Source organism: Neisseria weixii (assembly GCF_002327085.1).
Taxonomy (GTDB): Bacteria; Pseudomonadota; Gammaproteobacteria; order Burkholderiales; family Neisseriaceae; genus Neisseria; species Neisseria weixii.
This window is the reverse complement of sequence record NZ_CP023429.1, coordinates 1,555,952-1,580,779: the sequence shown is the minus strand read 5'-3', so window position 1 is coordinate 1,580,779 and position 24,828 is coordinate 1,555,952. Positions and strand designations below refer to the sequence as shown.

The 24,828-nt window shown below is 47.4% G+C and carries 24 protein-coding genes and 1 pseudogene; 20 read left to right on the top strand and 5 right to left on the bottom strand.

Features of this window, described 5'->3' with window-relative positions:
* The first annotated feature begins 135 nt into the window (after window positions 1-135).
* The 11 genes and pseudogenes from CGZ65_RS07965 to scpB all read left to right on the top strand — a co-directional run bounded on the left by CGZ65_RS07965 (window position 136) and on the right by scpB (window position 8,180).
* Window positions 136-660, top strand: a complete 525-nt coding sequence (locus CGZ65_RS07965; RefSeq protein ID WP_096295463.1) for a hypothetical protein — start codon at window positions 136-138, stop codon at window positions 658-660.
* A gap of 283 nt (window positions 661-943) precedes the next feature.
* Window positions 944-1,849 carry a 4-hydroxybenzoate octaprenyltransferase gene (ubiA, locus tag CGZ65_RS07960; protein WP_096295462.1) on the top strand — a complete coding sequence of 302 codons (906 nt, stop codon included), beginning with the start codon at window positions 944-946 and terminating at the stop codon, window positions 1,847-1,849.
* Window positions 1,850-2,180: 331 nt separating this feature from the next.
* Window positions 2,181-2,633: a PTS IIA-like nitrogen regulatory protein PtsN gene (gene ptsN / locus CGZ65_RS07955; RefSeq protein ID WP_096295461.1), complete on the top strand. Its 453-nt coding sequence runs from the start codon at window positions 2,181-2,183 to the stop codon at window positions 2,631-2,633.
* A 1-nt stretch (window position 2,634) separates the two neighbouring features.
* Window positions 2,635-3,596: pseudogene (hprK, locus tag CGZ65_RS07950) on the top strand (HPr(Ser) kinase/phosphatase).
* Entirely contained in the window at window positions 3,577-4,431 is an 855-nt protein-coding gene (gene rapZ / locus CGZ65_RS07945) for an RNase adapter RapZ (protein ID WP_096295460.1), read from the top strand. The pseudogene hprK and the gene rapZ overlap by 20 nt, the downstream one beginning before the upstream one ends.
* A gap of 33 nt (window positions 4,432-4,464) precedes the next feature.
* Window positions 4,465-4,704: a protocatechuate 3,4-dioxygenase gene (locus tag CGZ65_RS07940; RefSeq protein ID WP_096295459.1), complete on the top strand. Its 240-nt coding sequence runs from the start codon at window positions 4,465-4,467 to the stop codon at window positions 4,702-4,704.
* Between the two features lie 106 nt (window positions 4,705-4,810).
* On the top strand, window positions 4,811-5,758 hold the full coding sequence (gene ylqF / locus CGZ65_RS07935; RefSeq protein ID WP_096295458.1) for a ribosome biogenesis GTPase YlqF: 948 nt from the start codon (window positions 4,811-4,813) through the stop codon (window positions 5,756-5,758).
* 162 nt (window positions 5,759-5,920) lie between these two features.
* Window positions 5,921-6,862, top strand: coding sequence for a hypothetical protein (locus CGZ65_RS07930; RefSeq protein WP_096295457.1), 942 nt, complete (start codon window positions 5,921-5,923; stop codon window positions 6,860-6,862).
* The gene (locus tag CGZ65_RS07925; RefSeq protein WP_157742747.1) at window positions 6,820-7,266 is read left to right on the top strand and encodes a hypothetical protein; all 447 of its coding nucleotides are present in this window, start codon (window positions 6,820-6,822) and stop codon (window positions 7,264-7,266) included. Before CGZ65_RS07930 ends, CGZ65_RS07925 begins: the two co-directional genes overlap by 43 nt.
* A 25-nt stretch (window positions 7,267-7,291) precedes the next feature.
* Entirely contained in the window at window positions 7,292-7,450 is a 159-nt protein-coding gene (locus CGZ65_RS12865) for a hypothetical protein (protein ID WP_157742746.1), read from the top strand.
* An 82-nt stretch (window positions 7,451-7,532) separates the two neighbouring features.
* Entirely contained in the window at window positions 7,533-8,180 is a 648-nt protein-coding gene (scpB, locus tag CGZ65_RS07920) for an SMC-Scp complex subunit ScpB (RefSeq protein ID WP_096295455.1), read from the top strand.
* Between the two features lie 143 nt (window positions 8,181-8,323).
* Here the strand turns inward: scpB and cysI are convergent, their stop codons facing one another.
* On the bottom strand, window positions 8,324-10,087 hold the full coding sequence (cysI, locus tag CGZ65_RS07915) for an assimilatory sulfite reductase (NADPH) hemoprotein subunit (RefSeq protein WP_096295454.1): 1,764 nt from the start codon (window positions 10,085-10,087) through the stop codon (window positions 8,324-8,326).
* A gap of 65 nt (window positions 10,088-10,152) precedes the next feature.
* On the opposite strand from cysI, the gene CGZ65_RS07910 reads away from it, so the two are divergent.
* Window positions 10,153-10,857 (top strand): opacity family porin, encoded by a 705-nt coding sequence (locus CGZ65_RS07910; protein WP_332457907.1) that lies wholly within the window; start codon window positions 10,153-10,155, stop codon window positions 10,855-10,857.
* A 67-nt stretch (window positions 10,858-10,924) separates the two neighbouring features.
* Here CGZ65_RS07910 and CGZ65_RS07905 read toward each other — a convergent pair whose 3' ends face one another.
* Together CGZ65_RS07905 and rfbD are read right to left on the bottom strand one after the other, a co-directional pair.
* On the bottom strand, window positions 10,925-12,559 hold the full coding sequence (locus tag CGZ65_RS07905; RefSeq protein WP_096295452.1) for a CTP synthase: 1,635 nt from the start codon (window positions 12,557-12,559) through the stop codon (window positions 10,925-10,927).
* A 630-nt stretch (window positions 12,560-13,189) separates the two neighbouring features.
* Window positions 13,190-14,053, bottom strand: a complete 864-nt coding sequence (gene rfbD, locus CGZ65_RS07895) for a dTDP-4-dehydrorhamnose reductase (RefSeq protein ID WP_096295450.1) — start codon at window positions 14,051-14,053, stop codon at window positions 13,190-13,192.
* Between the two features lie 222 nt (window positions 14,054-14,275).
* Here rfbD and CGZ65_RS07890 point away from each other — a divergent pair, with 222 nt between their 5' ends.
* The 6 genes from CGZ65_RS07890 to pnp all read left to right on the top strand — a co-directional run bounded on the left by CGZ65_RS07890 (window position 14,276) and on the right by pnp (window position 21,395).
* Entirely contained in the window at window positions 14,276-14,866 is a 591-nt protein-coding gene (locus CGZ65_RS07890; protein WP_096295449.1) for a LemA family protein, read from the top strand.
* Window positions 14,867-14,971: 105 nt separating this feature from the next.
* Complete coding sequence (locus CGZ65_RS07885; RefSeq protein WP_123803854.1) at window positions 14,972-15,859, top strand: TPM domain-containing protein; 888 nt, start codon at window positions 14,972-14,974, stop codon at window positions 15,857-15,859.
* The gene (locus CGZ65_RS07880) at window positions 15,859-16,371 is read left to right on the top strand and encodes a TPM domain-containing protein (RefSeq protein WP_096295447.1); all 513 of its coding nucleotides are present in this window, start codon (window positions 15,859-15,861) and stop codon (window positions 16,369-16,371) included. The genes CGZ65_RS07885 and CGZ65_RS07880 overlap by 1 nt, the downstream gene beginning before the upstream one ends.
* An 851-nt stretch (window positions 16,372-17,222) precedes the next feature.
* The gene (locus CGZ65_RS07875) at window positions 17,223-18,053 is read left to right on the top strand and encodes a calcium-binding protein (protein WP_232507403.1); all 831 of its coding nucleotides are present in this window, start codon (window positions 17,223-17,225) and stop codon (window positions 18,051-18,053) included.
* Window positions 18,054-18,190: 137 nt separating this feature from the next.
* A complete protein-coding gene (locus tag CGZ65_RS07870; protein ID WP_096295446.1) occupies window positions 18,191-19,051 on the top strand; it encodes a phosphoribosylaminoimidazolesuccinocarboxamide synthase in 861 nt (286 codons plus the stop codon).
* Between the two features lie 238 nt (window positions 19,052-19,289).
* Window positions 19,290-21,395 carry a polyribonucleotide nucleotidyltransferase gene (gene pnp, locus CGZ65_RS07865; RefSeq protein ID WP_096295445.1) on the top strand — a complete coding sequence of 702 codons (2,106 nt, stop codon included), beginning with the start codon at window positions 19,290-19,292 and terminating at the stop codon, window positions 21,393-21,395.
* 562 nt (window positions 21,396-21,957) lie between these two features.
* Here the strand turns inward: pnp and CGZ65_RS07860 are convergent.
* Window positions 21,958-22,815, bottom strand: coding sequence for an MBL fold metallo-hydrolase (locus tag CGZ65_RS07860; RefSeq protein WP_096295444.1), 858 nt, complete (start codon window positions 22,813-22,815; stop codon window positions 21,958-21,960).
* A gap of 127 nt (window positions 22,816-22,942) precedes the next feature.
* Here CGZ65_RS07860 and CGZ65_RS13370 point away from each other — a divergent pair, with 127 nt between their 5' ends.
* A complete protein-coding gene (locus tag CGZ65_RS13370; RefSeq protein WP_198345254.1) occupies window positions 22,943-23,122 on the top strand; it encodes a type 1 glutamine amidotransferase family protein in 180 nt (59 codons plus the stop codon).
* Window positions 23,089-23,883: a GlxA family transcriptional regulator gene (locus CGZ65_RS07855; RefSeq protein WP_198345253.1), complete on the top strand. Its 795-nt coding sequence runs from the start codon at window positions 23,089-23,091 to the stop codon at window positions 23,881-23,883. The genes CGZ65_RS13370 and CGZ65_RS07855 overlap by 34 nt, the downstream gene beginning before the upstream one ends.
* A 254-nt stretch (window positions 23,884-24,137) precedes the next feature.
* Here CGZ65_RS07855 and CGZ65_RS07850 read toward each other — a convergent pair whose 3' ends face one another.
* Window positions 24,138-24,773: an alpha/beta hydrolase gene (locus CGZ65_RS07850; RefSeq protein WP_096295443.1), complete on the bottom strand. Its 636-nt coding sequence runs from the start codon at window positions 24,771-24,773 to the stop codon at window positions 24,138-24,140.
* Window positions 24,774-24,828 lie beyond the last annotated feature (55 nt).

Genomic DNA, 24,828 nt, shown 5'->3' with positions numbered 1-24,828 from the left:
GGCAATACGAGAATTTCGAGCATCTATAGAAACCATTTCAGCTGTCTGTAAAAGTGCAGGTTCTGTAGCAGAGATAAACTTTTTATTGAAAACAGGCCGTCTGAAAATTTTCAGACGGCCTGTAAGGAGAATCTTATGACAAAAAAGCAGGTGGGAACGGTATTTTTCTACATACTTATCGGTTTTCCGATATTGGTTTTTATACTTATGCCTACGCATGCAATTGATCCTTGGGCGGTTTCATTCGAGCATTTTCTGGATAAATATTTGTTTGGTAACGGGTACTTTAAGCCTGACCGCTACCCTTTCGCCGCCAAAGTGACGAACAGCCTGACGGTTTTATTGGCAGTTGTATTAGGTATACTTTATGCAACTGTTTTTAGAAATGAACCTTACCATATTCCAAAGAAAGACCGAAAAAAAGTTTTAATGGGGTTATTCGTACTTTTTTTATTTTGCTTATGGTTGAGTATCTTTCCTCAAGAATTTTCAACAACTACCGGGCGTGGTTTCGGAATAAAAAGATCCTTTCATAATGATACGGTATTTTTCTTATTTATGATTATTTGCATAAAATTTGCAATTTATACAGGTGTGGTGTTCCTCGGTCAATTTTTCTTTCAAGGTATCAGATGGCTGAAATTAAAAAAATTCAAATAATAACGGGAGGGAAGCTGTTTGTCTGATGATTACGAAATGCCTTCGGTATAAATAAACTTCTTATGGAAAGCAGGCAGTCTGAAAACGAAGTTTTCAGACTGCCTTTTTGTATCTGCGCTACATTTGTTTCACAAATTATGGTTCTGTAGTCAAAAGTAAGTTATACGATAATGTACCGGATTCGGATAAGTTTTTTATTTTTGAATTATAATGCCAAATAAAACGTGTTTGAAAATATAAAATTCTTTTTGTCATTATTATTTGCGTTTCTTTCTTTTTACATATGAACACAAAACGATTACTCCTGCGCTTTTTGCCGCGTTATGCCGTTGGGCGTATTTTGATTTACGCGCAGTTAATGCGTGTCGAAAAACCCATCGGCACCTTATTATTACTGTGGCCGACCTATTGGGCGATGTGGGTGGCGGCTGAAGGCCATCCCGGATATACCATTTTTTTCGCCTTTACCATCGGCACGTTTCTCATGCGCAGCGCCGGTTGCGTGATTAATGATTTTGCCGACCGTAATTTTGACGGCGCGGTCGAGCGTACGAAAAACCGGCCGTTTGCCCGCGGACAGGTCACCAAAGCCGAAGCACTGCTGCTGACCTTGATTTTGTGCCTGCTGGCGGCGATGTGTTTGGTGCCGATGAATACACTGACTTGGCTGATGAGTGTGCCGGCTTTGTTTTTGGCGATGACTTATCCGTTTACCAAACGCTTTTTCCCCTTACCGCAATTTTATCTGGGCTTGGCATTTTCATTCGGTATCCCGATGGCTTTTGCTGCCATCACCAACAGCGTGCCGCCGATTACATGGTTGATTTTTGTGGCTAATGCCTTGTGGACTTTGGCTTATGACACGATTTATGCCATGGCCGATAAGGAGGATGATTTGAAAATCGGCATCAAAACATCAGCCGTCACTTTCGGCCAGCATGATATTGCAGCGGTGATGCTGTGCCATTTTTGGTTTACCGCGCTAATGGTGGTGCTGGGGTTGCAAATCGGCGCGACATGGCCTTATTGGTTGATGTTGCCGGTAACGGTTTGGTGGCAGATTAACCAATACCGCGCAATTAAAACCCGAGACCGCCAAGTGTGTTTCCGCACTTTCTTAGAAAACAACCGTATCGGCTTGGCTTGGTTTTTGGGTTTGGTCGGTCATTATTTGTGGAAATTGGTTTAAGTAAACATGCCCGCCGCCGCAACGGCGGGTATGTTTGTTATGGCCGGATAAGTTTGACGGACGAAAACAGGTTAACGGAGTTTGAAAAATCTATTGATGCCGGTTTGAGAAATAGCGCGAAGCAATGATATGCTGATGGGTTAAATATTTAAATAATCCTCTCATTTTAATGGGTTAAGATTAGGATGAAGCAGGGTGGTAATGTTAAGAGCCATTAAAATGCCGCCTGAAAGCGTAAGGCTTTTAATGTAAATTGTACGCTTAGGATTGAGATTTGTGCCGACTGTCGGTACAATTCGTCTTGTTTTGCTACCTCTTAAAAGAGATTCCTATGAGCCTGATTGGCGAAATTCTACCGTTGTCCCATATTGAATTGGATGTGGAAGTCAGCAGCAAAAAGCGCTTGTTCGAACAAGTGGGTTTGTTGTTGGAAAACGAAGCAGGGCTGCCGAGCGCAGATGTATTTGAATGTCTGTTTGCCCGCGAAAAATTAGGTACGACCGGCTTGGGGCAGGGCGTAGCGATTCCGCATGGCCGTGATGCCTGTGTGCAAAAGGCGGTAGGGGCGTTTATCCGCACCAAAGAGCCGATTTCTTTCGATGCGCCCGATGGCAAACCGGTTTCGCTGGTGTTTGTGTTGCTGGTGCCGGAAAATGCCACTGGTGAGCATTTGGAAGTATTGTCGAAATTGGCCGGCAAATTTTCCCAAAAAGCCGTGCGCGAAGCTTTGATGACTGCTTCGAGCGCCGAAGAAGTGCAAAAATTATTATTAACTGAAGAGTAACATGCCGAGTATATCCGTCCGCCGTCTGTATTCTGATAATCAGCACAAGCTGCAACTGGCTTGGGCAGCAGGTAATTCAGGCGCGGATAACCGCATCGGTGTTGAGGCCGACAAGCCCGTTTTGGCGCTGGTCGGCCATTTGAATTTTATCCACCCAATCAGATTCAAGTGGTTGGTGTGGCTGAAGCCGAATACCTTAATCGCTTGGAATCGGGCGAGCTCAATTACGATTTCGGCGAATTATTCGATATTCCGATGGCCTTGGTGATTGTTGCCAACGGCTTGCCCGTGTCATCGAAATTGCGCGATTATTGCCATACCAACAGTATTCCGCTGCTGACTTCAAAGCTGGAAAGCCCGTATTTGATGGACGTGTTGCGGATTTATCTGCAACGTACCTTGGCCACATCGGTCACCAAACACGGTGTCTTTTTGGATGTATTTGAAATCGGCGTGTTGATTACCGGCCATTCCGGCTTGGGTAAGAGCGAATTGGCTTTGGAACTGATTTCGCGCGGCCACAGCCTGATTGCCGATGATGCCGTCGAATTGTTCCGAACCGGCCCCGAAGTGTTGGAAGGCCGCTGCCCGCCGATGTTGCGCGATTTTTTGGAGGTGCGCGGTTTGGGCGTATTGAATATCCGCCATATTTTCGGCGAAACCTCGATTCGTCCGAAAAAAGTTTTGCAATTAATCATCAACTTGATTCCTGCCGACGACGAATACATGAAGCAGCTTGACCGCTTGAGTATCCGTACGGAAACCGAATCCATTCTCAACGTCAATGTACGCTCCGTTATGCTGCCTGTGGCGGTGGGTCGGAACTTGTCGGTATTGGTTGAAGCTGCGGTGCGCAATTATATTTTGCAATTGCGCGGAAAAGACAGCACGCGAGAATTTTTAGAACGCCATCAAACACTACTGAAAGAAAACGAACAAAGTCATGAAAATAGTATTAATTAGCGGTCTTTCCGGTTCGGGAAAATCTGTTGCGCTCAAACAACTGGAAGACTTAGGTTATTACTGCGTCGATAATCTGCCCTTAGAATTACTGCCCTCATTGGTATCGCATCACGTTGCGCGAAATGAAGTTGATAGCTTAGGCGTGAGCGTCGACATCCGTTCCAAAATCGATATTGATCAAGCCGAAGAGCAAATCCAGTATTTGCGTGAACAAGGCCATCAGGTTGAAGTATTGTTTATCGAAGCGGAAGAGAGCGTGTTGGTGCGCCGCTTTTCCGAAACCCGCCGCGGCCACCCGTTGTCCGGCCACAATTTGACCCTGCTGGAAAGCCTGCGCGAAGAACGCGCATGGTTGTTCCCATTGCGTCAGATGGCCTATTGCATCGACACATCCAAAATGAACGCGCAGCAATTGCGCTATGCCGTGCAACAATGGATCAACATCGAGCGCCACGGCTTATTGGTGATTTTGGAATCATTCGGTTTCAAATACGGCGTGCCGAACAATGCCGATTTTATGTTTGATATGCGCAGCCTGCCCAACCCCTATTATGACCCTGAATTACGCCCGTTTAACGGCATGGATAAAGAAATTCAGGATTATCTCGATCAACAGCCGCCGGCACAAGAAATGGTTAATGACATTGATCAATTCATTAACCGTTGGTTACCGCGTATGCAGCAGGAAAGCCGAAGCTATGTCACCATCGGCATCGGTTGCACCGGCGGTCAGCACCGTTCTGTATATGTGGTGGAAAAACTGGCCGAACGCTTGGCCGGAAAATACGAATTGCTGGTACGCCACCGCCAAGCACAAAACCTTGCCAGCCGTTGATTTTCAGACGGCCTCGACAAAAAGGACAAAATCATGACTGCGAAAATCGTGTTCCCATTAGGAGTCGCTCTGCTATTAGCCGCCTGCAACACCACCACCGTCAGTCCTTACCGCTGGCATCAATCCGGCATGAGCGAAAGTGACGTTGCCCGCCAGCAACGCATCTGTGTTTCACAGGCCAATCACGATGTGAAACAAGGCAAACAGCCTAAATCGCTGGAACAATGCATGGATGAAGCCGGCTACTACCGCTACATTACCGGCAATATGTAAACACGAAACATACCAAAGGCCGTCTGAAAGGGCTAAAATCCCTTTTCAGACGGCCTTTCATGCTGAATCAGCCGATTTAAAAATAACCCATTACAGAAAGCACAACATGGCAATCCAATGGTTCCCCGGCCACATGAACAAGGCTAAAAAAGCCATCGCCGACCGCATCAAATCCGTCGATATGGTCATCGAAATGCTTGACGCGCGTCTGCCCGCTTCAAGCGAAAATCCTTTATTGGCGCAATTGTCGCGCGGCAAGTCCAAGCTTAAAATTCTGAATAAACAAGATCTTGCCGACCCAGAGCGTACTCAAGTCTGGCTCGACCACTACAACAGCCAAACCGATACCCAAGCCATCGCCCTTGATTCCACCGAAAAAAACGCACACGGCAAAATCACCCAAGCCTGCCGCAAAATGATGCCCAACCGCGGCGGCCTCGACAAACCCCTGCGCGTATTGATTTGCGGCATTCCCAATGTCGGTAAGTCCACCTTAATCAACGGCATGATTGGTAAAAAATCAGCCAAAACCGGCAACGAACCCGGTATCACCAAAGCCGAACAACGCCTGTTCCTCGCCGACGATTTCTGGCTTTATGACACGCCCGGCATGCTGTGGCCGAAAATCATCGTCGAAGAAAGCGGCTACAACCTTGCCGCCAGCGGTGCCGTCGGCCGCAATGCCTTGGACGAAGAAGAAGTCGCGCTCGAGTTGCTCGACTATCTGCGCCGCCACTATCTCGCTTTACTGCAAGAGCGCTACCAAGCCGATAAAGACCCAAGCAGCCATTGGGATGATGTGGCATGGTTTGAATGGATTGCCAAAAAACGCGGTTCCTTACTCGGCGGCGGCCGCATCAATTACCAAAAAGCCGCTGAAAATATCCTGACTGATTTCCGCGACGGTCAAATCGGGCGCATCACCTTGGAAATACCGAACCAATGGGAAACTTGGCTGAAAAAAGCCCGCCAAAAAGAAGCCGAACTCAAGGCCATGCGTGAAGTGTGGAAATTGGAGCGTAAAGGGCAAAAACCGCAGGAAAGTGGCGAATAAGATTTTGTTTAAGCCAGAGTTGATAAAAAAATATTTCAGACGGCCTTTGGATAAGGAGATAGGCCGTCTGGAAAAATATTCAGGTAGTTTTAGATTGAGAATTAATCAAGCTGTTGATTGTTAATAAGTTTTATAAATCTAGGCTTGGCGAATAGGGGATATATGAAAGTCAATCCGTTTATCTGGCAAAATTATAAAGATAGTGAACAGGGTAAAGCAGCGATTAAATTATTCGATGACTTGAATCCGCTAATTTATGAAAAATATCTAATTAACTATTTCTTAGATGCTGAAACAATCGACAATATGGTCGATGAACTATATCACTATTCAGATTATCAAGAAGATTATGAATGCTCTGTTGAAAGAATTATTCATAATCTTCTTGAAAAAGGTATTGTATTTAGAGATGAAAATGGCACGTATGATGAAATAAGCCTTAATTTTTCTTGGTATTTGGATTATATTGTGCCACTTTCATCATGGTTATATTTGCTGAGTCCTACTTATTTTAAACCTTATTTCTTTATACATAATGCGGATGAATTAATAAAAATATCAGATAGCTTTGGGCTTGAATTGCCTCCTATGCCAATTAAGCGTAATAAAAGGGCTAGGTTTGAATATTATTTCTTGATGTGTCAGATATTTCATGACTTTGAGCAGGAAAATGGGTTCAGTCCTGAAGAAATGTGTGCATTTCTCTATGATTTCTGCCCTAAATATTTTGGGCAACAAAGAGTAGATAAGCCTGAGCTGCCTGAACCAACTCAGGCTTGGTTTATTGGTTCAAATAAGCAAGATTTTGATTTTTTAGATAAATTTTCGCACGGTGATATTCATTTTTGGCAAGGAAATGTAGATACTAAGTGTAGGGGCATTCTTGTAATGTATTGTTTGTCGTCACGAAGTTATATCCATTCTATTTGGAGAGCGGAGAGAGACGGTATTGCCTCACCGTTTTTCCATTGGTACAGCAGCATTTATATCGGTAAAGGTCAAAAAATTTCTCCTATTTTTTTGAATGATTTAAAGAAAATTCTTATTTTTCTGAAAATAAGTTGGTTCGAAAAAACTTTCAGGGAGTCAATGGTTATGCATTAACTTCAGATGATTATGCAGAGCTGTTGAATCTAATAGAAAAAAATGGGGATAATATAGAGAATCTGCCGCAACTGTTCGCACCGAGTTATCAGAAAAATCTTGAGTTAAAAAATGAGCGAGATGTGGAAGTTGAGCTGATTGAGCCTTTATTGAAGGATATAGGCAAAAATAAGGTTTGGACAAGACAACTTACGGTGAAAATGGGGCGTGGAGAGCGTGTTTTTCCAGATTATGCTTTGTTGAACGAACGACAAAAAAGTTATGAGCAGGCCAGTATTTTATTGGAGGCTAAATACCATATTCAAAGTAATCAGGAATTAGAAGCGGCTTTTAGACAGGTGTGGTCTTATGGTTTGCGGCTTTCGGCTAGATTGTTGATTATTGCTGATAAAAATTCGCTTTAGTTATATGAGAGAACAGAGCAAGGATTTGACCGAAGTAGATACAGCAAATTTTATTGGAAAACTTTGGAGAAGCCAGATGAGTTTAAGAAAATTAAAATATTGGTGTCTGCTTATTTTGAGTGATGCAAAGGTTGGTTATCGTTTTGGAAACCATGTAGATTTCCAAAAACTTGATTACCAGTAATCTTAATAGTGCTGGGTTTAACCCAATATTGAATACACATGAAACATTAAAATACATCCTTTCAGGCGGCCTATCCACCAAAATGCCGTCTGAAAAAAATATTAAAACCACAAATCCTCATGAACGATCAAAAAATCCCCCCGATGCGCTGATTGAAGCCGCGCTTTTAACCCAAACCGAGCCTTTGAGCGAAAAGGCGATGCGCGAATTATGCGTGCCGCCGTTATCGCAGGATAAGCTGATTGATGTGTTGTCGAATTTGAAAACACGCTGGCAAAACCGCGCGCTGCAATTGGTGCATACGCATGAGGGCTGGCGCTTTCAGATTGCGCAGGCGGCATTTGAGCGGTTGGGCAGTTTGCAGGAGCAGCGTGCGCCGCGCTATTCGCGTGCGGTAATGGAAACGCTGGCGATTATCGCCTACCAGCAGCCAGTAACGCGTGGCGATATCGAAGGCATTCGCGGTGTGGCGGTGTCGCAAAATGTGATGCAGACTTTGCAGGATCGGGGCTGGATTGAAGTCATCGGGCATCGTGATTCAGTCGGCAGACCATCGCTTTGGGCAACCACAGCGCACTTTTTGAGTGATTTGAATTTAGACAGCTTGGAAGAATTGCCGCCGCTGACCGAGTTGGGTGAACTGGTGTTGCCGGATTTAATCGAGGCTCCTCCGACAGGCGATGAAGACGAAGAGCAAACAGAATCTGCCGGGCATTCGGGCAGCTTTTGAATTGAATCAATGCCGTCTGAATTTTTCAGACGGCATTTTTTAGTAAGTTGATAATAAATTTAATAAAATCAAGCATAAAAGGTCGTCTGAAAATTCAGGCGGCCTTTGCTTTTCTATTTATAATGTAGACTTGTTATGGTGTTTTACGCCCAGAAATCACGCGGTGCATTGGTAACGGGTTTCACAATACCGGTGCGTACCGAAAAGTCGCCGAAGCTTTCATTGGCTTCGCGGCTTTGTGCCCATGCGCCGACCCATTGGTTGATGATGTCTAAAATTTCCGGCTCGGTGATGTTTTCTTTAAACAGGCGCGGAATGCGGGTACCTTCGCGGTTGCCGCCGGTGTAGAGATTGTAGCGGCCGACGGCTTTGCCGACTAAGCCGATTTCGGCCAACATGGCTCGGCCGCAGCCGTTTGGGCAGCCGGTTACGCGCAAAACGATGTGCTCTTGCGATAAGTGATGGCGGGCAAGAATTTCATCGATTTTGTCGGAAAAGCTTGGCAGGAAGCGTTCGGCTTCGGCCATCGCCAGCGGGCAGGTCGGTAAAGACACGCAGGCCATGCTGTTTTCGCGTTGCGGGGTAACGCTGTTGCTGATTAAGCCGTGTTCGCGGGCGATTTTTTCGATGGCGTCTTTTTCAGACGGCGTCACGTCGGCCACAATCAGGTTTTGGTTGGCGGTCAAGCGGAAGTCGCTGGTGTGGATTTTGGCGATTTCGCGCATACCGGTTTTCAGTGGGCGGCCCGGATAATCGAGCAGATGGCCGTTTTCGATAAACAGCGTCAAGTGCCAGTTGCCTTCTTCGCCTTGCACCCAACCTATGCGATCGCCGCGCGAAGTGAATTCATAAGGACGCAACGGCTCGAATTTCGTGCCCATGCGGTTCTCTACTTCTTCAATGAAGGTCTGCACGCCGACACGATCGAGCGTGTAACGGGTCTTGGCGTTTTTGCGGTCGCTGCGGTTGCCCCAGTCGCGCTGCACGGAAACCACGGCAGCGGCGCAATCCAATACTTTATCCAAACCGATAAAGCCGAATTCGCGCGCGGTGTTGGGGTAGGTTTTGGTGTTGCCGTGTTCCATCGATAAGCCGCCGCCGACCAAGACGTTGAAGCCGGCCAGCTTGCCGTTTTCTTCGATGGCGACAAAGTTTAAGTCGTTGGCATGTAAATCAACATCGTTGTGTGGCGGAATCACCACTGTGGTTTTGAATTTGCGCGGCAGGTAGTTTTTACCCAAAACCGGCTCGGTGGCATCGCCGCTTTTCACGGAATCGGCCAACGGAGCAGTCACCAAGTCTTCGGTAGAGTGCAGTTTTTCACCGTCCAGCCAGATTTCGGCATAGGCGCGGGTTTTCGGCAGCAAATGCTCGCTGATTTTTTTTGCCCATTCGTAGGCTTCTTTGTGCAACCCGCTTTCGACAGGGTTGCTGGTGCACAAAACATTACGGTTCACGTCGCCTGCGGTGGCGATGGAATCCAAGCCCAATTCGTTGAGCCATTGGTGCATCGGTTTGATGTTGTCTTTCAATACGCCGTGGAATTGGAAGGTCTGGCGGTTGGTCAGGCGAATGGAGCCGTAAAGGGTGCTTTCGCCGGCAAACTTATCGATACCCAGCCATTGCTCGGGCTTGATAATGCCACCCGGCAAACGGCAGCGCAGCATCACGTTTTTCAGCGGCTCGAGTTTTTGATCGGCACGTTCGGCACGGATGTCGCGGTCGTCCTGTTCATACATGCCGTGGAAACGGATAAGCTGGAAATTGTCGCCGTTAAAACCGCCGGTCATGCCGTCTTTCAAATCTTCGGCAATGGTGCCGCGCAAGTGCTGGCTTTGGTATTTTAAGCGTTCGTTGTCAGCTAAGGGGGCATCGGGCAGTTTGGCGCGTGGGTCGGTGGTGGACATGCTGGCTCCTAGGCTCATTTTGATATGATTGTTACTTTACCTAGGCCGTCTGAAAATGAGAAAGAATGCTTGGTTGTATGATAAGTGCTTTTGGTTATATTCTTTCTATGCACAAAGCAACGATGTCCTTTACATTGTCATTACACATGATTACAATGATTCTGCCATATGCAATAGTGCTTTGGCTTTTTGGGAGATTGATTATGATGAAAAAAATGTCTTTAATCGTTGCAGGCGTATTGATGTCGGCTCATGTTTTGGCTGCGCCGGGTGTTTTTGTGCAAGGTGACGTAGGTGTATCTAAAGTCAAAATTAAAGATGAAGGTTCGCTTTCCAAAAACGGATTTACGCCTCGCCTAACTGTTGGTTACGATTTTGGCAACAACGTGCGTGCGGGTGTAGATTACACCCATTACAAAAATTTTGAATACAATCTTCTGCCTAAGGGTAACGGTAAAGCCAAATTCCAAAGCGTAGGCATATCGGCGATTTACGATTTTGATATGTATCAGTCGGTCAAGCCTTATGTGGGTGCGCGTTTGGGCATCAACCGTGTTTCAAATGACTGGGTAGAGGAAGGTAACAATTATAAAAAGGCCGGTTCTTACCGCAAGACCCGCACCGGCGCAGGTGTATTGGCCGGCGTTAGCTATGATGTGGCTCAGAATGTTGCTTTGGATGCCGGTTATCGTTATAACTACTGGGGCAAATTTGATGATGTTAAGGTTGATTCTCACGAAGCTTCTGTTGGCGTACGCGTGAAATTTTAATTGAATTTTGCCCAGCTATAAATAAAAAGCACCTGATTATTCAGGTGCTTTTTATTTATAGCTGGGCTTAGGCTGATTTATTGGTCAACGCGGCTTTCACAAATGCGTTAAACAACGGGTGGCCTTTGCGGGGATTTGATGTAAATTCCGGATGAAACTGACATGCGAAGAACCAAGGGTGGTTTGGCAATTCGATGGTTTCTACCAAGCGCTCGCGGCCCATTGATACGCCGCCGATTACCAAGCCGGCTACTTCCAATGCGGGAACGAAGTTGTTGTTGACTTCGTAGCGGTGGCGGTGGCGTTCGCGGATTTCTTCGCTGCCGTAGATTTTAGCAGCCAAGCTGCCCGGTTTGAGTTCGACGTTTTGCGCGCCCAAACGCATGGTGCCGCCTAAATCGGTATTTTCATCACGCACTTCCACGCTGCCGTCGGCGGTTTGCCATTCGTCAATCAGGGCAACCACGGGCGAGGCGCATTTCAGGTTGAATTCGGTCGAATTGGCATCCGGCAAACCGACCACATCACGCGCATACTCAATCAAAGCAATCTGCATGCCTAAGCAAATGCCCAAGTAAGGCACGTTGTTTTCGCGTGCGTAACGTACGGCGGCGATTTTGCCTTCCACGCCGCGCACCCCGAAGCCGCCCGGAACCAAAATGGCATCCATTTCTTTCAAAGCTGAAATATCGCCACCGTTTTTCTCGATTTCTTCGCTGTCAAAATAGGTAATTTGCACATCGGTTTCAGTATGAATACCGGCGTGGCGCAAGGCTTCAATCAGCGATTTGTATGATTCGGTCAGGTCGACATATTTACCGACCATGCCGATTTTGGCAACGTGCTTCGGATTTTTAATAGCGTGAACGATTTTCTTCCATTCGGTCAAGTCTGCTTGCTGCACATTCAATTGCAGTTGTTCGGTAATGATGGTGTCGATGCCTTGGTTGTGCAGCATTTCAGGGCATTCGTAGATGCTGTCTACATCGTAGCTGCCGACAATCGCGCGCTCTTCCACATTGCAGAACAGGGCGATTTTACGGCGCTCGTCCTCCGGCATAGGGCGATCCATGCGGCAAATCAAAATATCCGGCTGAATGCCGATGCCCAACATTTCTTTCACGGTATGCTGGGTCGGTTTGGTTTTGATTTCGCCGGCTGCGGTGATGTAAGGCACATAGCTTAAATGGGCAAACAAGGTATTGTTGCGGCCAAGCTGGCTGCGCATTTGGCGGATGGCTTCGAGAAACGGCAGCGATTCGATGTCGCCGACGGTGCCACCGATTTCGACGATGGCTACATCGTAGCCTGCCGCCCCTTCGTGGATACGGCGTTTGATTTCGTCGGTAATGTGGGGAATCACTTGTACCGTGCCACCCAAGTAATCGCCGCGGCGCTCTTTGGCAATCACGTTTTCATACACTTGGCCTGCGCTGAAACTGTTGCGGCGGGTAAGGGTGGCGGAGATGAAACGCTCGTAGTGGCCTAAGTCGAGGTCGGTTTCCGCGCCGTCGTCGGTGACGAACACTTCGCCGTGTTGGAACGGGCTCATCGTGCCTGGATCGACGTTGATATAGGGGTCGAGCTTGAGCATGGTGACGTTAAGGCCGCGCGACTCGAGAATGGTTGCAATAGAAGCGGCGGCTATACCTTTTCCTAAGGAAGATACAACGCCGCCGGTCACGAATATAAATTTAGTCATGATGAAATACCCATGTTGGAATACATAATTTTACCCTGAAGCAGCCGCACTGGCAAACGTGAACAGGGAAAATGGAACAGGCCGTCTGAAAAATACACATTCTGAACAGCATCCCAAAAGTTGGGCACTCCCGCCAACTGAAAAAGGCGCCATTACCGCCAAGTACACAACCAACAGTGCACCAACGACCATTTAAGTTCTCACGTAAAAAACGTTTATCGTCAATAAACCCGGCTATGAAAAACTTCAGGTGAAACTGATTAAAGGGTTATGTTGCACGAGAGCGAAACGTCCGCCGAAATAGCTGTTACATAGTGACCATATTCCCAAAAGCAGTTTCTCTGACGGCCCCGGCAAACTGAATCCAGATAGAGCAGCTAAAGCGGTAGCGAGTGAAGCAACATAAAGAGCGCTACGGTAAGGCGGTTATGCAAATACTTGGCAAAGCCTTTGGCCGCCGTTATTACAATCATGACCGTATTAATTTGAATTTAAAAAAGCCGGGTTCTGTGACTTACAGAACCCGGCTTTTAATAGACTGTCAGAGACAGATTCTTAACTTGTTCAAGGATTGGGACAATTCATATCTACTCTACGTTTCAGACGGCCTTGCTTAGTATTTATCGGATCTTAATTTAATTTGCTCATAATATCATTCAAAGCTTTTTGCCAGTCGGAGGCTTTTACCTTGAAATCACGTTCAAATTTATAATTATCCATCACGCTGTATGTCGGGCGCTGAGCGGGAACAGGGTATTCGCTGCTTGGAACGCCTTTGAGTTCAGGCATTTTGAAGCCGTCTATGTGTTTGGCTGCGGTTTGGAACACGGCTTCGGCAAATTCGTACCAGCTTACTGATTTGTTGCCGCAATAGTGGTAAATACCGCGATGCATGTCCGGTTTGCCGATAATGCTGACAATTGCAGCAGCCAAATCACCGGCATAGGTAGGGTTGCCGGTTTGGTCGTTGACAACAGATAAACTATCGCGTTCGCCCGCTAAGCGTAGCATGGTTTTGACAAAATTATTGCCGTATTCACTAAACAACCAAGACGTTCGGATAATCACTGCTTCGGGATGTGCCGCCAAGGCCAGCAGTTCACCTGCTAGCTTACTCTTGCCGTAAACGCTTTGCGGATTGGTTGAGTCTGTCGTGCGGTATGGGCTTTTAGCATTGCCGTCAAACACATAATCGGTAGAAACATGAATAAAGCGCGCGTGAATTTTTTGCGCCGCCGCAGCCAAATGATGCACGGCTTGGGCATTCACGGCAAAGGCATTATTGACATCGGTTTCTGCTTTATCAACAGCAGTATAGGCAGCTGCATTGACCACGACATCCGGTTGGAAATTGTGAACCATGTTGTTGACGGCATCGGCATCGGTGATGTTTAAAGAGCTTGAATCCGTGGCAATCAATTCCCAGCTTTCAGGCAGGCGGTCGCGCAGACAATGGGCTAATTGGCCTTTCGAGCCGGTCAGTAAAATTCGCATATGTGCTTCTCCTTGCTGTCGGAACAAAATAAATTAGTGTACTGTAATCAATCGTATTATAGGGCAAATTTGGCTGACCGATTATCCGGAAATTTATTTTCTTATTTATTTTTTTAATCAAAAAATATTTTTTAGGTTATACTCGAAAGCAAGTTTTCAGACAGCCTAAACAATGATGGCGTAATGAAAAATTTTTTGACACATTATGTGATGGAGAGAGCAATGTTTAAAAAATGGTTGGCCGTTTTGGCTGTGATGACATCGGTGTTCAGCTTGAGCGGTTGCGGTTACAACACTATGCAAACGCAAGACGAAGCAGCCAATGCAGCTTGGTCGGAAGTATTGAACCAATATCAACGCCGTGCGGATTTGATTCCGAATCTGGTGAATACGGTGAAAGGTTATGCGACTCATGAAGAAGAAGTGTTTACCAAAGTGACCGAAGCGCGCAGCAAAGTGGGCAGTATGCAATTGAGCGCGGAAGATGCCGGCAACCCTGAGAAATTGAAGCAATTCCAACAAGCGCAGGGCGAGTTGAGCGGTGCGTTGTCGCGTTTGTTGGTGGTGTCTGAAAACTATCCGCAATTGAAAGCCGACCAAAACTTTCGCGATTTGCAGGCACAATTGGAAGGTACGGAAAACCGTATTTCTACCGCACGCAACAACTACATCAAAGCGGTGCAAACTTATAACACCACTTTGCGTCAGTTCCCGCAAAACATTACCGCAAAAATTTTCGGTATGCAGCCGCGCGCGAACTTCAGTGTAGAAAATGAAGGTGCAATTTCAAATGCACCTGCCGTACAGTTTTAAGCGTTAACTTTTCATACGGCCTGTTCATTTGTTGTGGACAGGCCGTATGAAACCATGGGTGAAATGGTTTGTAACCTATAAATAAAAATCCGGAAAGGCAAAGCTATGCAGTCTGTGATTCATAAAACAGCTCTTGCACTGGCCATGGTGTTGAGCAGTTTTTTGCTGTTTGCTGCCGAATTAACCGCCATTCCGCCACTTACTGCGCCGGTGATGGACAGTGCGCAGATGATGAGTGCGGAAGCGCGTGTAGAGCTAAACACACATTTGACACGGTACAGCAAAGAAAAAGGCAGCCAGATTGTGGTGTTGACCGTGCCCGCGATTTCCCCGGAAAGCCCGTTCGATTATGCTTTGCGTGTGATGGAAACATGGCAGCCGGGTCGGAAAGACATCAACGACGGCGTTTTGTTGCTGCTGGTGCGCGATGAACGCAAAACGCATTTGGCCGTCGGCCGCGGCTTGGAAGGCGCGATTCCTGATGTGTACGCCAAGCGCATTTTAGATGATGTGATGCGGCCGTATTTACAGCAGGGCCAAACTGATGCTGCGATTTATCAGGCTGTCGGCCAAATCGAAAGGCTGATTGCCGGAGAAAGTCTGCCGGAAGCGGCTACCGGTGAATATACCGGGCCGGACGGCGAAGATGCTTGGATGATGTTGCTGTTTGTGCCTTTGGCCGGCAGTTTCTTAAAATCCATTTTCGGCCGTATTTTAGGCAGCCTGATTACCGGCGGCATGATGTTCGGTTTAACAGCAATGTTCGGCTGGGCATTGTGGATTGGCATCATTGCAGCCATCGGCGGAACCTTGTTTACTTTCTTATTGGGTTCGAGCGCCTTTATTTCCGGCGGCGGTGGCGGTTTCGGTGGCGGCTTTGGCGGAAGTGGCCCGCGCGGCGGCTGGCGAAATGGCGGAGGTGGCTTCGGAGGAGGCGGCTTCGGCGGTGGTGGTGGTAGTTTTGGCGGTGGCGGTGCTTCAGGGAGCTGGTAATGGAACAAAATAGATTCAAACGGTTATGGCAACACTGGAAATGCCCGCGCTGGCGTGTAGAGAAATTTTTTCCTACAGCAGATTTAGAACGTATCAGCCGCGAAATCGGTTTTTCAGAACAAAAGCACGCCGGCCAAATCCGTTTTGTGGTCGAATCCCGCTATACCAACAGCGAAGTGTTAGCAGGCGTGGATCCGTACACCCGAGCCTTGCAATGGTTCGGGCAACTGGGTGTGTGGGATACCGAGTATAACAGCGGTGTCTTGGTGTATGTTTCCTTTGCCGATCGCATGGTTGAAATTATTGCCGATCGCGGTGTCGGCCGCATAGTGCCGCAGGAAAAATGGCAGGCGGTCTGTGACCTGATGCGCGAATCTTTCCGCAATGAACAATATGTTCATGGTTTGGAAAGCGGCTTGGAGGCAGTGGGCAGTGCGTTGACAGAGTGTTATCCCCGCCAAGCCAATACAGTCTGCCACGACGATTTGGATAATGATGTAATGATGATCTGAGTGTTTTAAATACCTGGCTTGGTGCTGTCTCTTGCGGGTAAGTTTTAAAGTATATTTTCATTTTATAATGGGTCGTCTGAAAAATTCAGGGAATATTTGAGTTTTTCAGACGGCTTTGTGCTGCGGAGGATAAGAGTAAGTGATTGTTATCAGTTATTATTAAGTATGGCGGAATCGATAAATAACGGATGAGAAGCAGATTATTTTGTATGTTATTTACTATAAATAAAGTGAATATTATTTATTTAATGAAATTGAATTCCCTTTATCATGTTTTTATACCGTCCGATTATTTTAAATAATAGTAATGATAAATATCACTAAAATCATAGATGGGTTTCTGTCCGTTTAATTAGGATAAAATCCGTATTTTCATATCTTTTGGGAGTGATAACATGACTTATTTTTCTCGCGGTTTCCCTTCAACTGCCCATAAATTCGGTGCTTCGGCAAAATCATACGGTTTCAAAGGTTATTGTCCGCCGGCAAGTACTTATAAAATTTCCTTTGGCAACTATTGTGCACCTTCATATTCAATCAAATCGTTTTCGGCTTATTCGGCCTATACTTTTCCGGTGAAGTCCGCATATAAAACGACTCGTTATACTTTTGACTTCGATTGTATGCCGAATAAACCGATTAATATTAAACTGTACTATGAACCGAAGCTGGAACCGAAGCTGGATCAGTGCAAGCCGAATAAACCGATTAATACCAAACCGTACTGTGAACCTAAACCGGAACCTAAACCGGAACCTAAACCGGAACCTAAACCGGAACCTAAACCGGAACCTAAACCGGAACCTAAACCGGAACCTAAACCGGATCAGGGCAGCCAGTGCAAGCCGTGCTTGGATGATGGCAACCAAACCAATGAAGAAAACGTAAAAAAACCGGATCAGGGTAATGTTATCCAGGTGGTGAAACCTGAAGACGGAGCAAGCTATACTGAAGGAACCGACGGAAAAGATACCATTTTGGGTACCGACGGTGAAGATGTGATTCACGGCTTAGCGGGTGACGACTATCTTCAAGGCGGCAAGGGAGCCGACAAAATGTACGGCGGCAAAGGCAATGATGTGTACTATGTTGACGACAAATGCGATAAAGTTGTCGAAGAAAGCGATTCGGGTGATGACACGGTACGCAGTTGGATTGACTATACTCTGCCGGAAAACGTGGAAAATCTGTATCTGATGGGCAGCGGTGATTTAGACGGCACCGGCAATGAATTGAACAATACCGTCAACGGTAATTCTGGTGACAACAGCCTCTACGGTTTGGGTGGTGATGACTGCTTGGTAGGCAAAGACGGTAACGACCGCCTTGACGGCGGTGCGGGCAACGACGTGTTAATCGGCGGAAAAGGCAACGATACCTATTTCTTTGACAAAGGTTACGGTTACGACATCATTGAAGACAACGGCGGTAAGGACACCTTATCGTTCGGTAGTGATATATGCGCGGAAAATGTGATTCTGCGCAAGGAAGGCGACGATTTGAGCATTACCTTCGCAAACAGTACCGACAGCATTCTGGTCGGTGATTGGTTTGTCGGTTCCGACAACCAAATCGAGAATTTCACATTTTCTAATGGCAAAACTTATGCCGTTTCAGGTTACGATACCGGTTCGTTGGTGTTGGCCCAAATTCAAGAACAGGCAGCGGCAGCTTGTGTATAATGCCGTTGTGCAGTAAATAACTTGCCGTTAGGAGCCGTCTGAAAATTTTCAGACGGCCTTTTTGCAAACAAATCAAACGGCTGAAAAGTTTCTTTGCTATAATTCCCATCTCTGATAAACCGTTGCAGGGAATTAAAATGTCTGAAATCAGTTTGAAAAATATTTATTCAGGTAAAGTACGTGACTTATATGAAATCGACGACAAATGCATGCTGATGGTCGCTTCTGACCGTTTGTCGGCTTTTGACGTGATTTTGGATGACCCGATTCCCACCAAAGGCGAAATCCTGACGCAGATTTCTAATTTCTGGTTTCAAAAACTGGCGCATATTATGCCGAACCATTTTACCGGCGATACCGTGTACGATGTTTTACCGGAAAACGAAGCCAAAGCATTGGAAAAGCGTGCCGTCGTGGTGAAGAAACTCTCGCCGGTGAAAGTTGAAGCGATTGTGCGCGGTTATTTGGCCGGCAGCGGTTGGAAAGATTATCAGAAAAACGGCACGGTATGCGGCATTAAGTTACCTGAAGGTATACAGGAAGCGCAACAGCTGCCGGAAGTGATTTTTACCCCATCGACCAAGGCCGAAGTCGGTGATCATGATGAAAACATCAGTTTTGAGCAGTGTGAGCAAATCATCGGCAAAGAGTTGGCAGCCGAAGTGCGGGCAAAAGCTATTCAGCTTTATACTGAAGCGGCCGAATACGCCAAATCACGCGGTATTATAATTTGCGATACCAAGTTTGAATTCGGTTTGGATGAAAACGGCACGCTAACCTTGATGGACGAAGTGCTGACCCCTGATTCAAGCCGCTTCTGGCCGGCCGGCCAATACCAAGTCGGCACCAATCCGCCTTCATTCGATAAACAGTTTGTGCGCGACTGGTTGGAACAAAGCGGTTGGAACAAACAAGCGCCGGCGCCGAAAGTACCGACAGAAGTGATCGAAAAAACCGTAGAAAAATATCAAGAAGCGCTGAATTTATTGACGCGTTAGTGTGTGATGAGGCCGTCTGAAAAAGAATTGTTTTTCAGACGGCCTTTTGTCATTTGAATAAAATGACTGTATAGATTTAGTGGCGGTTTGCCGTTATAATTGCGGACTGGACGGCTCTCAAATGCCGTCTGAACATTAATCAACCCGCCGCATCAGCCTGAAACCCTAACCATGCACATTCACGCTTTAGTGTGCATCATTAGTGTTTTAGCGGTGCGGCATCACCGAAAGGACAAGCATGTTCGATAAACACATCAAAACCTTCCAATACGGCGATCAAACCGTTACTTTGGAGACCGGCGAAATCGCACGTCAAGCTGCTGCGGCCGTTAAAGTATCCATGGGCGACACCGTGGTATTGGTTGCGGTAACCACCAATAAAGACGTGAAAGAAGGCCAAGATTTCTTTCCGTTGACCGTGGATTACTTAGAGCGTACTTACGCCGCCGGCAAAATTCCGGGTGGCTTTTTCAAGCGCGAGGGCAAACAAAGCGAAAAAGAAATTCTGACCAGCCGTCTGATTGACCGTCCGATTCGCCCGCTGTTCCCGGAAGGCTTCTACCACGACATTCAAATCGTGGCGATGGTGGTATCGGTTGACCCTGAAATCGATTCCGATATTCCTGCTATGCTGGGCGCGTCTGCTGCATTGGTATTGAGCGGCGTACCGTTTGCCGGCCCGATTGGCGCCGCACGCGTGGGTTATGTGAATGGCGCATACGTTTTGAACCCGACTAAAGCGCAATTGGCTGAATCTCAATTGGATTTAGTGGTGGCGGGCACTGAAAAAGCCGTGTTGATGGTGGAATCTGAAGCCGATATCCTGCCTGAAGACGTGATGTTGGGCGCGGTGGTTTACGGCCACGATCAAATGCAAGTGGCCATTCAAGCCATCAACGAGTTTGCCGATGCGGTCAATCCTGAAGTGTGGGATTGGAAAGCGCCGGAAACCAATCAAGAGTTGGTGGCTAAAGTGCGCGAAATCGCCGGTAATGCCATTGGTGAAGCTTTCAAAATCCGTTCAAAACAGGCGCGTTCGGCCAAATTGGACGAAGCTTGGGCAGCCGTAAAAGAAGCGTTCATTACCGAAGAAACCGACACTTTGTCGGCCAACGAAATTAAAGGCATTTTCAAACATTTAGAAGCCGATGTCGTGCGCAGCCAAATTTTGGACGGCCAACCGCGCATCGACGGCCGTAACACCCGCACCGTGCGCCCGCTGAACATCCAAACCGGAGTATTGCCGCGCACCCACGGTTCTGCTTTGTTTACCCGTGGCGAAACCCAAGCCTTGGCTGTGGCCACTTTGGGCACTGCGCGCGACGAGCAAATCATCGACGCTTTGAGCGGCGAATACACCGACCGCTTTATGCTGCATTACAACTTCCCGCCGTATTCTACCGGTGAGGTCGGCCGTGTCGGTGCACCGAAACGCCGCGAAATCGGTCACGGCCGCTTGGCCAAACGCGCTTTGTTGGCGGTATTGCCTGAGCCGGAAGATTTCAGCTACACCATGCGCGTGGTGTCTGAAATCACCGAATCAAACGGTTCGTCTTCAATGGCTTCTGTATGCGGCGGCTGCTTGAGCCTGTTGTCTGCCGGTGTGCCGTTGAAAGCACACGTTGCCGGCATCGCCATGGGCTTGATTTTGGACAACAACAAATTTGCTGTATTGACCGATATTTTAGGCGACGAAGACCACTTGGGCGATATGGACTTTAAAGTAGCCGGTACCACCGAAGGCGTGACTGCGCTGCAGATGGACATCAAAATCCAAGGCATCACCAAAGAAATCATGCAAATCGCCTTGGCGCAAGCCAAAGAAGCGCGTTTGCACATCTTGGCGCAAATGCAGGAAGCAGTGGCCGGCCCGCAAGAATTGTCGGCACACGCGCCGCGCCTGTTCACCATGAAAATCAACCAAGACAAAATCCGTGATGTCATCGGTAAAGGCGGCGAAACCATTCGTGCGCTGACCGCTGAAACCGGTACCGAAATCAACATCGCCGAAGACGGCACCATCACCATCGCAGCAACCACACAAGAAGCCGGCGAAGCTGCGAAAGCCCGCATCGAGCAGATTACTGCCGAAGTGGAAGTCGGTAAAGTGTATGAAGGTGCTGTGATAAAAATCTTGGACAACAATGTCGGCGCGATTGTGTCTGTCATGCCGGGTAAAGACGGCCTGGTACACATCAGCCAAATTGCCCACGAGCGCGTGAAAAACGTGAGCGACTACTTGCAAGTCGGCCAAACTGTGAAAGTGAAAGCCTTGGAAGTAGACGACCGCGGTCGCGTACGATTGTCTATGAAAGCATTGTTGGAAGCGCCTTCCGCTGAATAATCGCTATTTAGTGCAAACGGCTTGATTCATGTTAACATGAATCAAGCCGTTTTTTTATGGCGGATATTTTCAGACGGCATGAAATGGTGTTGTCGTTTTAAAACTGTAGGAAATTGTCGGGTTGCTTACACTTTTATGCAAAACAGCTTTTATTTTTTGCCTAAATGATTGTTTTAGGATTTTTGAGCATTATCAAGAACCATGAGGCTTTGCTGCCTTTCGGCATTCTTGGCAACACTCAAAAATCCCCAAATGGGTATTCAAGCAAAAAAGCAAAAGTGTAAACAACGCTGGGATTTTCTACATTTTTCAAGAGAATTGAAAGCTTTCAGACGGCCTGACCTTTACAAGGCTTTGCAAAACTCCCTGAAAAGCCACAGCACAAAGAACCGACGCCATTCCCACGCAGGTGGGAATCCATTTTTGAGCATTACAAACTATTGAATAAAATAGGTTTCATAAATGCTAAGATGGGTTTCCACCTGTATGGAAATGATGCGGGTGTTGAGTTTGCTGGCTTTTGAAAGGGTTTTGCAAAGGTCTCAGCCGGTTTATTTAATGCTTAAAATTTCAATACTTGGCCATTGCTCGGCACATGCACGTGCGAGCCTAAGCGGTTGGCTTTCACATATTTGCGCATATCATCGCTGCTGATGGTGGCATGATTGACTGCATCCATATGTACGGTAATGATTTGCGCGTTTGGTGCTGCGCGGTAGGCTTTGCCTACATCTTCGGTACCCATGATGATGCCTTCTTTGAATTGAGGCATACGGGCAAAGCCGGTGTTCATCACGATAATTTCCGGTTTGTATTGCGCTAAAGCGTGATCAACGTGGTAGTTCCACAAAGTATCGCCGATGACATACAGGCTTTTCTCACCTTGGGCTTGAAACACGACACCCATCGCATCGCCCAACATTTCTGCTAATTGCGGGTTGGCATACATTTCATCGCTGCCGTGTTGGCCGCCGGTTTTACTCAAACGCACGTTTTTGAACTCGGTGTTTTGACCGACTACACGCACGTCTTTAAAACCTTGACCACGGATAATTTTGGCATCGTTGGCGTTTTGCACGAATACCGGCAAATCTTTCGGCAGTATTTTTTGCGCCGCTTCGTCCCAATGGTCGTCATGGGTGTGGGTCACGACAATTGCATCTACGCCTTTGATGATGTCGGCAGTGGATTGCGGCAATGCATTCAGGGGGTTACGTAATTGGCTGTTGACCGTGCCTGCAAAACCGGCATAGGTGCCTTTAGGTGCGAGATACGGGTCAACCAAAAAAGTGGTACCGCCGTAATTGATTTTAGCGGTGGCGTTGCGGATATGCTGATAGCTCACTTCGGCCATGGCAGGTGTAGCAGCAAACAGAGCAGAAGCAGCCAATACGGCGGTAAACAAGGTATTCGGTTTCATGATTTTTTCCTTAAACGTGATGATTGAATCGATGAAACGTATTGTACGCAGCATGAGGCCGTCTGAAAATTGACATTCAGTTCAAAAAACATAACAATCGGGTCAAACTCAATCAAAGAATCTCATTATGCTGACCATCGCCTTGCTGCTTTATCCTGAAGTGAATCCGTTTCATTTTTCCGTGCCGTATATGGCATTTCAAGATGCAGCCGAAGACGGCTTGTTTGAGGTGAAAATCGTTACCCCACAGGCAAGCCGTTACATTATCAAATCATGCAGCCACCTATTGATGGTGGTCTGGATTTGATGGTGCAATGTGATATTGTGGTGGTACCGGGATGGAAAGACGAGCAAACGCAACCTGTACCGGAACTACTGACCGCACTTCAGACGGCCTATCAGCGCGGCGCCTATATTGTCGGATTGTGTTACGGTGCGTATGCCTTGGCTTATGCCGGTTTGCTAGACGGCAAAAAAGCGGCGACGCATTGGAAAGGCGAGGCCGATTTCAGCCGCCGTTTCCCAAAAGTAAAATTGGATGTGAATTCGATTTATGTGGAAGACGGCAATATTATGACCTCTGCCGGAACCGCGGCTGCATTAGATTGCTGTCTGCACATTATCCGCAAGTTTTACGGCGCGAAAGCTGCCAATAAGACTGCGCGTTTGCTGGCGGTGCCGCCGCATCGTGAAGGCGGGCAGGCGCAGTTCATCGAGCGGCCGCTGGCGCAATCGACGAAAGACACACAAATCAATGCGCTGTTGGATTATTTGCGAGACCATTTGCATGAGCCGCAAAATATTGATGAAGTGGCCGAACGCGTTTCCATGAGCCGCAGCACCTTTACCCGTCATTTTAAAAAAGCTACAGGCATGACGTTTCTCGAATGGCTACATAAAGAGCGGCTGCAACGCAGCTTGGATTTGTTGGAAAATTCGGGTTTGAGCGTTGAGCAGATTGCCGAGAAAACAGGCTTTCAGAATACGGTGTCGTTTCGGCAGCAGTTTTTCAAATATTATCAAGTCAATCCGCATGTTTGGCGCAAGATGTTTCGTGATGATGGATAAACATTTGAAAATAAAACGGAATATTTGAAACCTCAATGTGTGCTAAGAAAACAATGTTTGTCATTCCCGCGCAGGCCGGAGCGAAGAACTTTAAATTACTGTAATAGTTCATAATTCCTGAAACCCATAGGCCTGAATTCCCATCTGCGCGGGAATGACGGTGTAAAAGATTTCTAAAAGTTTACGAGTTTTACAAAAATATCAGGCCGTCTGAAACCCAATGGTTTTCAGACGGCCTGCTTCATAATATCAACTTACCCCAAAATTATTGGCGCGAAGCGGCTGATGGTATCGCGCAAAACAATCAGTTTGCCATGGAAAAAGTGGCTAGATCCGGCAATAGCAATCACCGGAATATCTTGCGGTTCGGCCCATGCCAACACTTTTCCGATTTCGACCACTTCGTCTTCCGCACCGTGAATGATTAAGGTTTTGTTGGGATTCGGTGCCGCTTCAGGCTCGGCGCGGTCTGTGTAGTGGCGCAGGGCGGCGCCCATCAGCAACAGCATATCCGGCTCGCGCTCCTGTGCGGTGAAATTGGCGACATAACCGCCGAACGAGAAACCGGCCAACACAAATTGTTCCAATTCCGGATGCTGCGAACGGGCGTAATCGATGACGCAGATGCAATCATCGGTTTCCCCTTTGCCGTAGTCGTGCTTGCCGCCGCTGTTGCCCACGCCGCGCAAGTTGGGCAGGTAGCAGTGAAAACCAAGTTGGGTGAGGGCTTTAGCGGCAGTTTGAATGACTTTATTGGTGTTGGTGCCGCCTTGCAGCGGGTTGGGGTGATTCACCACCGCCACGCCGCGCGCCGTGCCTTGGGCAGGCAGGTGAATGGTTTCGAGCGCGCCGACCGGGCCTTGAATGGCGATAACTTCGGGTTTCAACATGATGATTTCCTTTTGATTAAGGGGAGGCCGTCTGAAAATGTTCAGACGGCCTTCA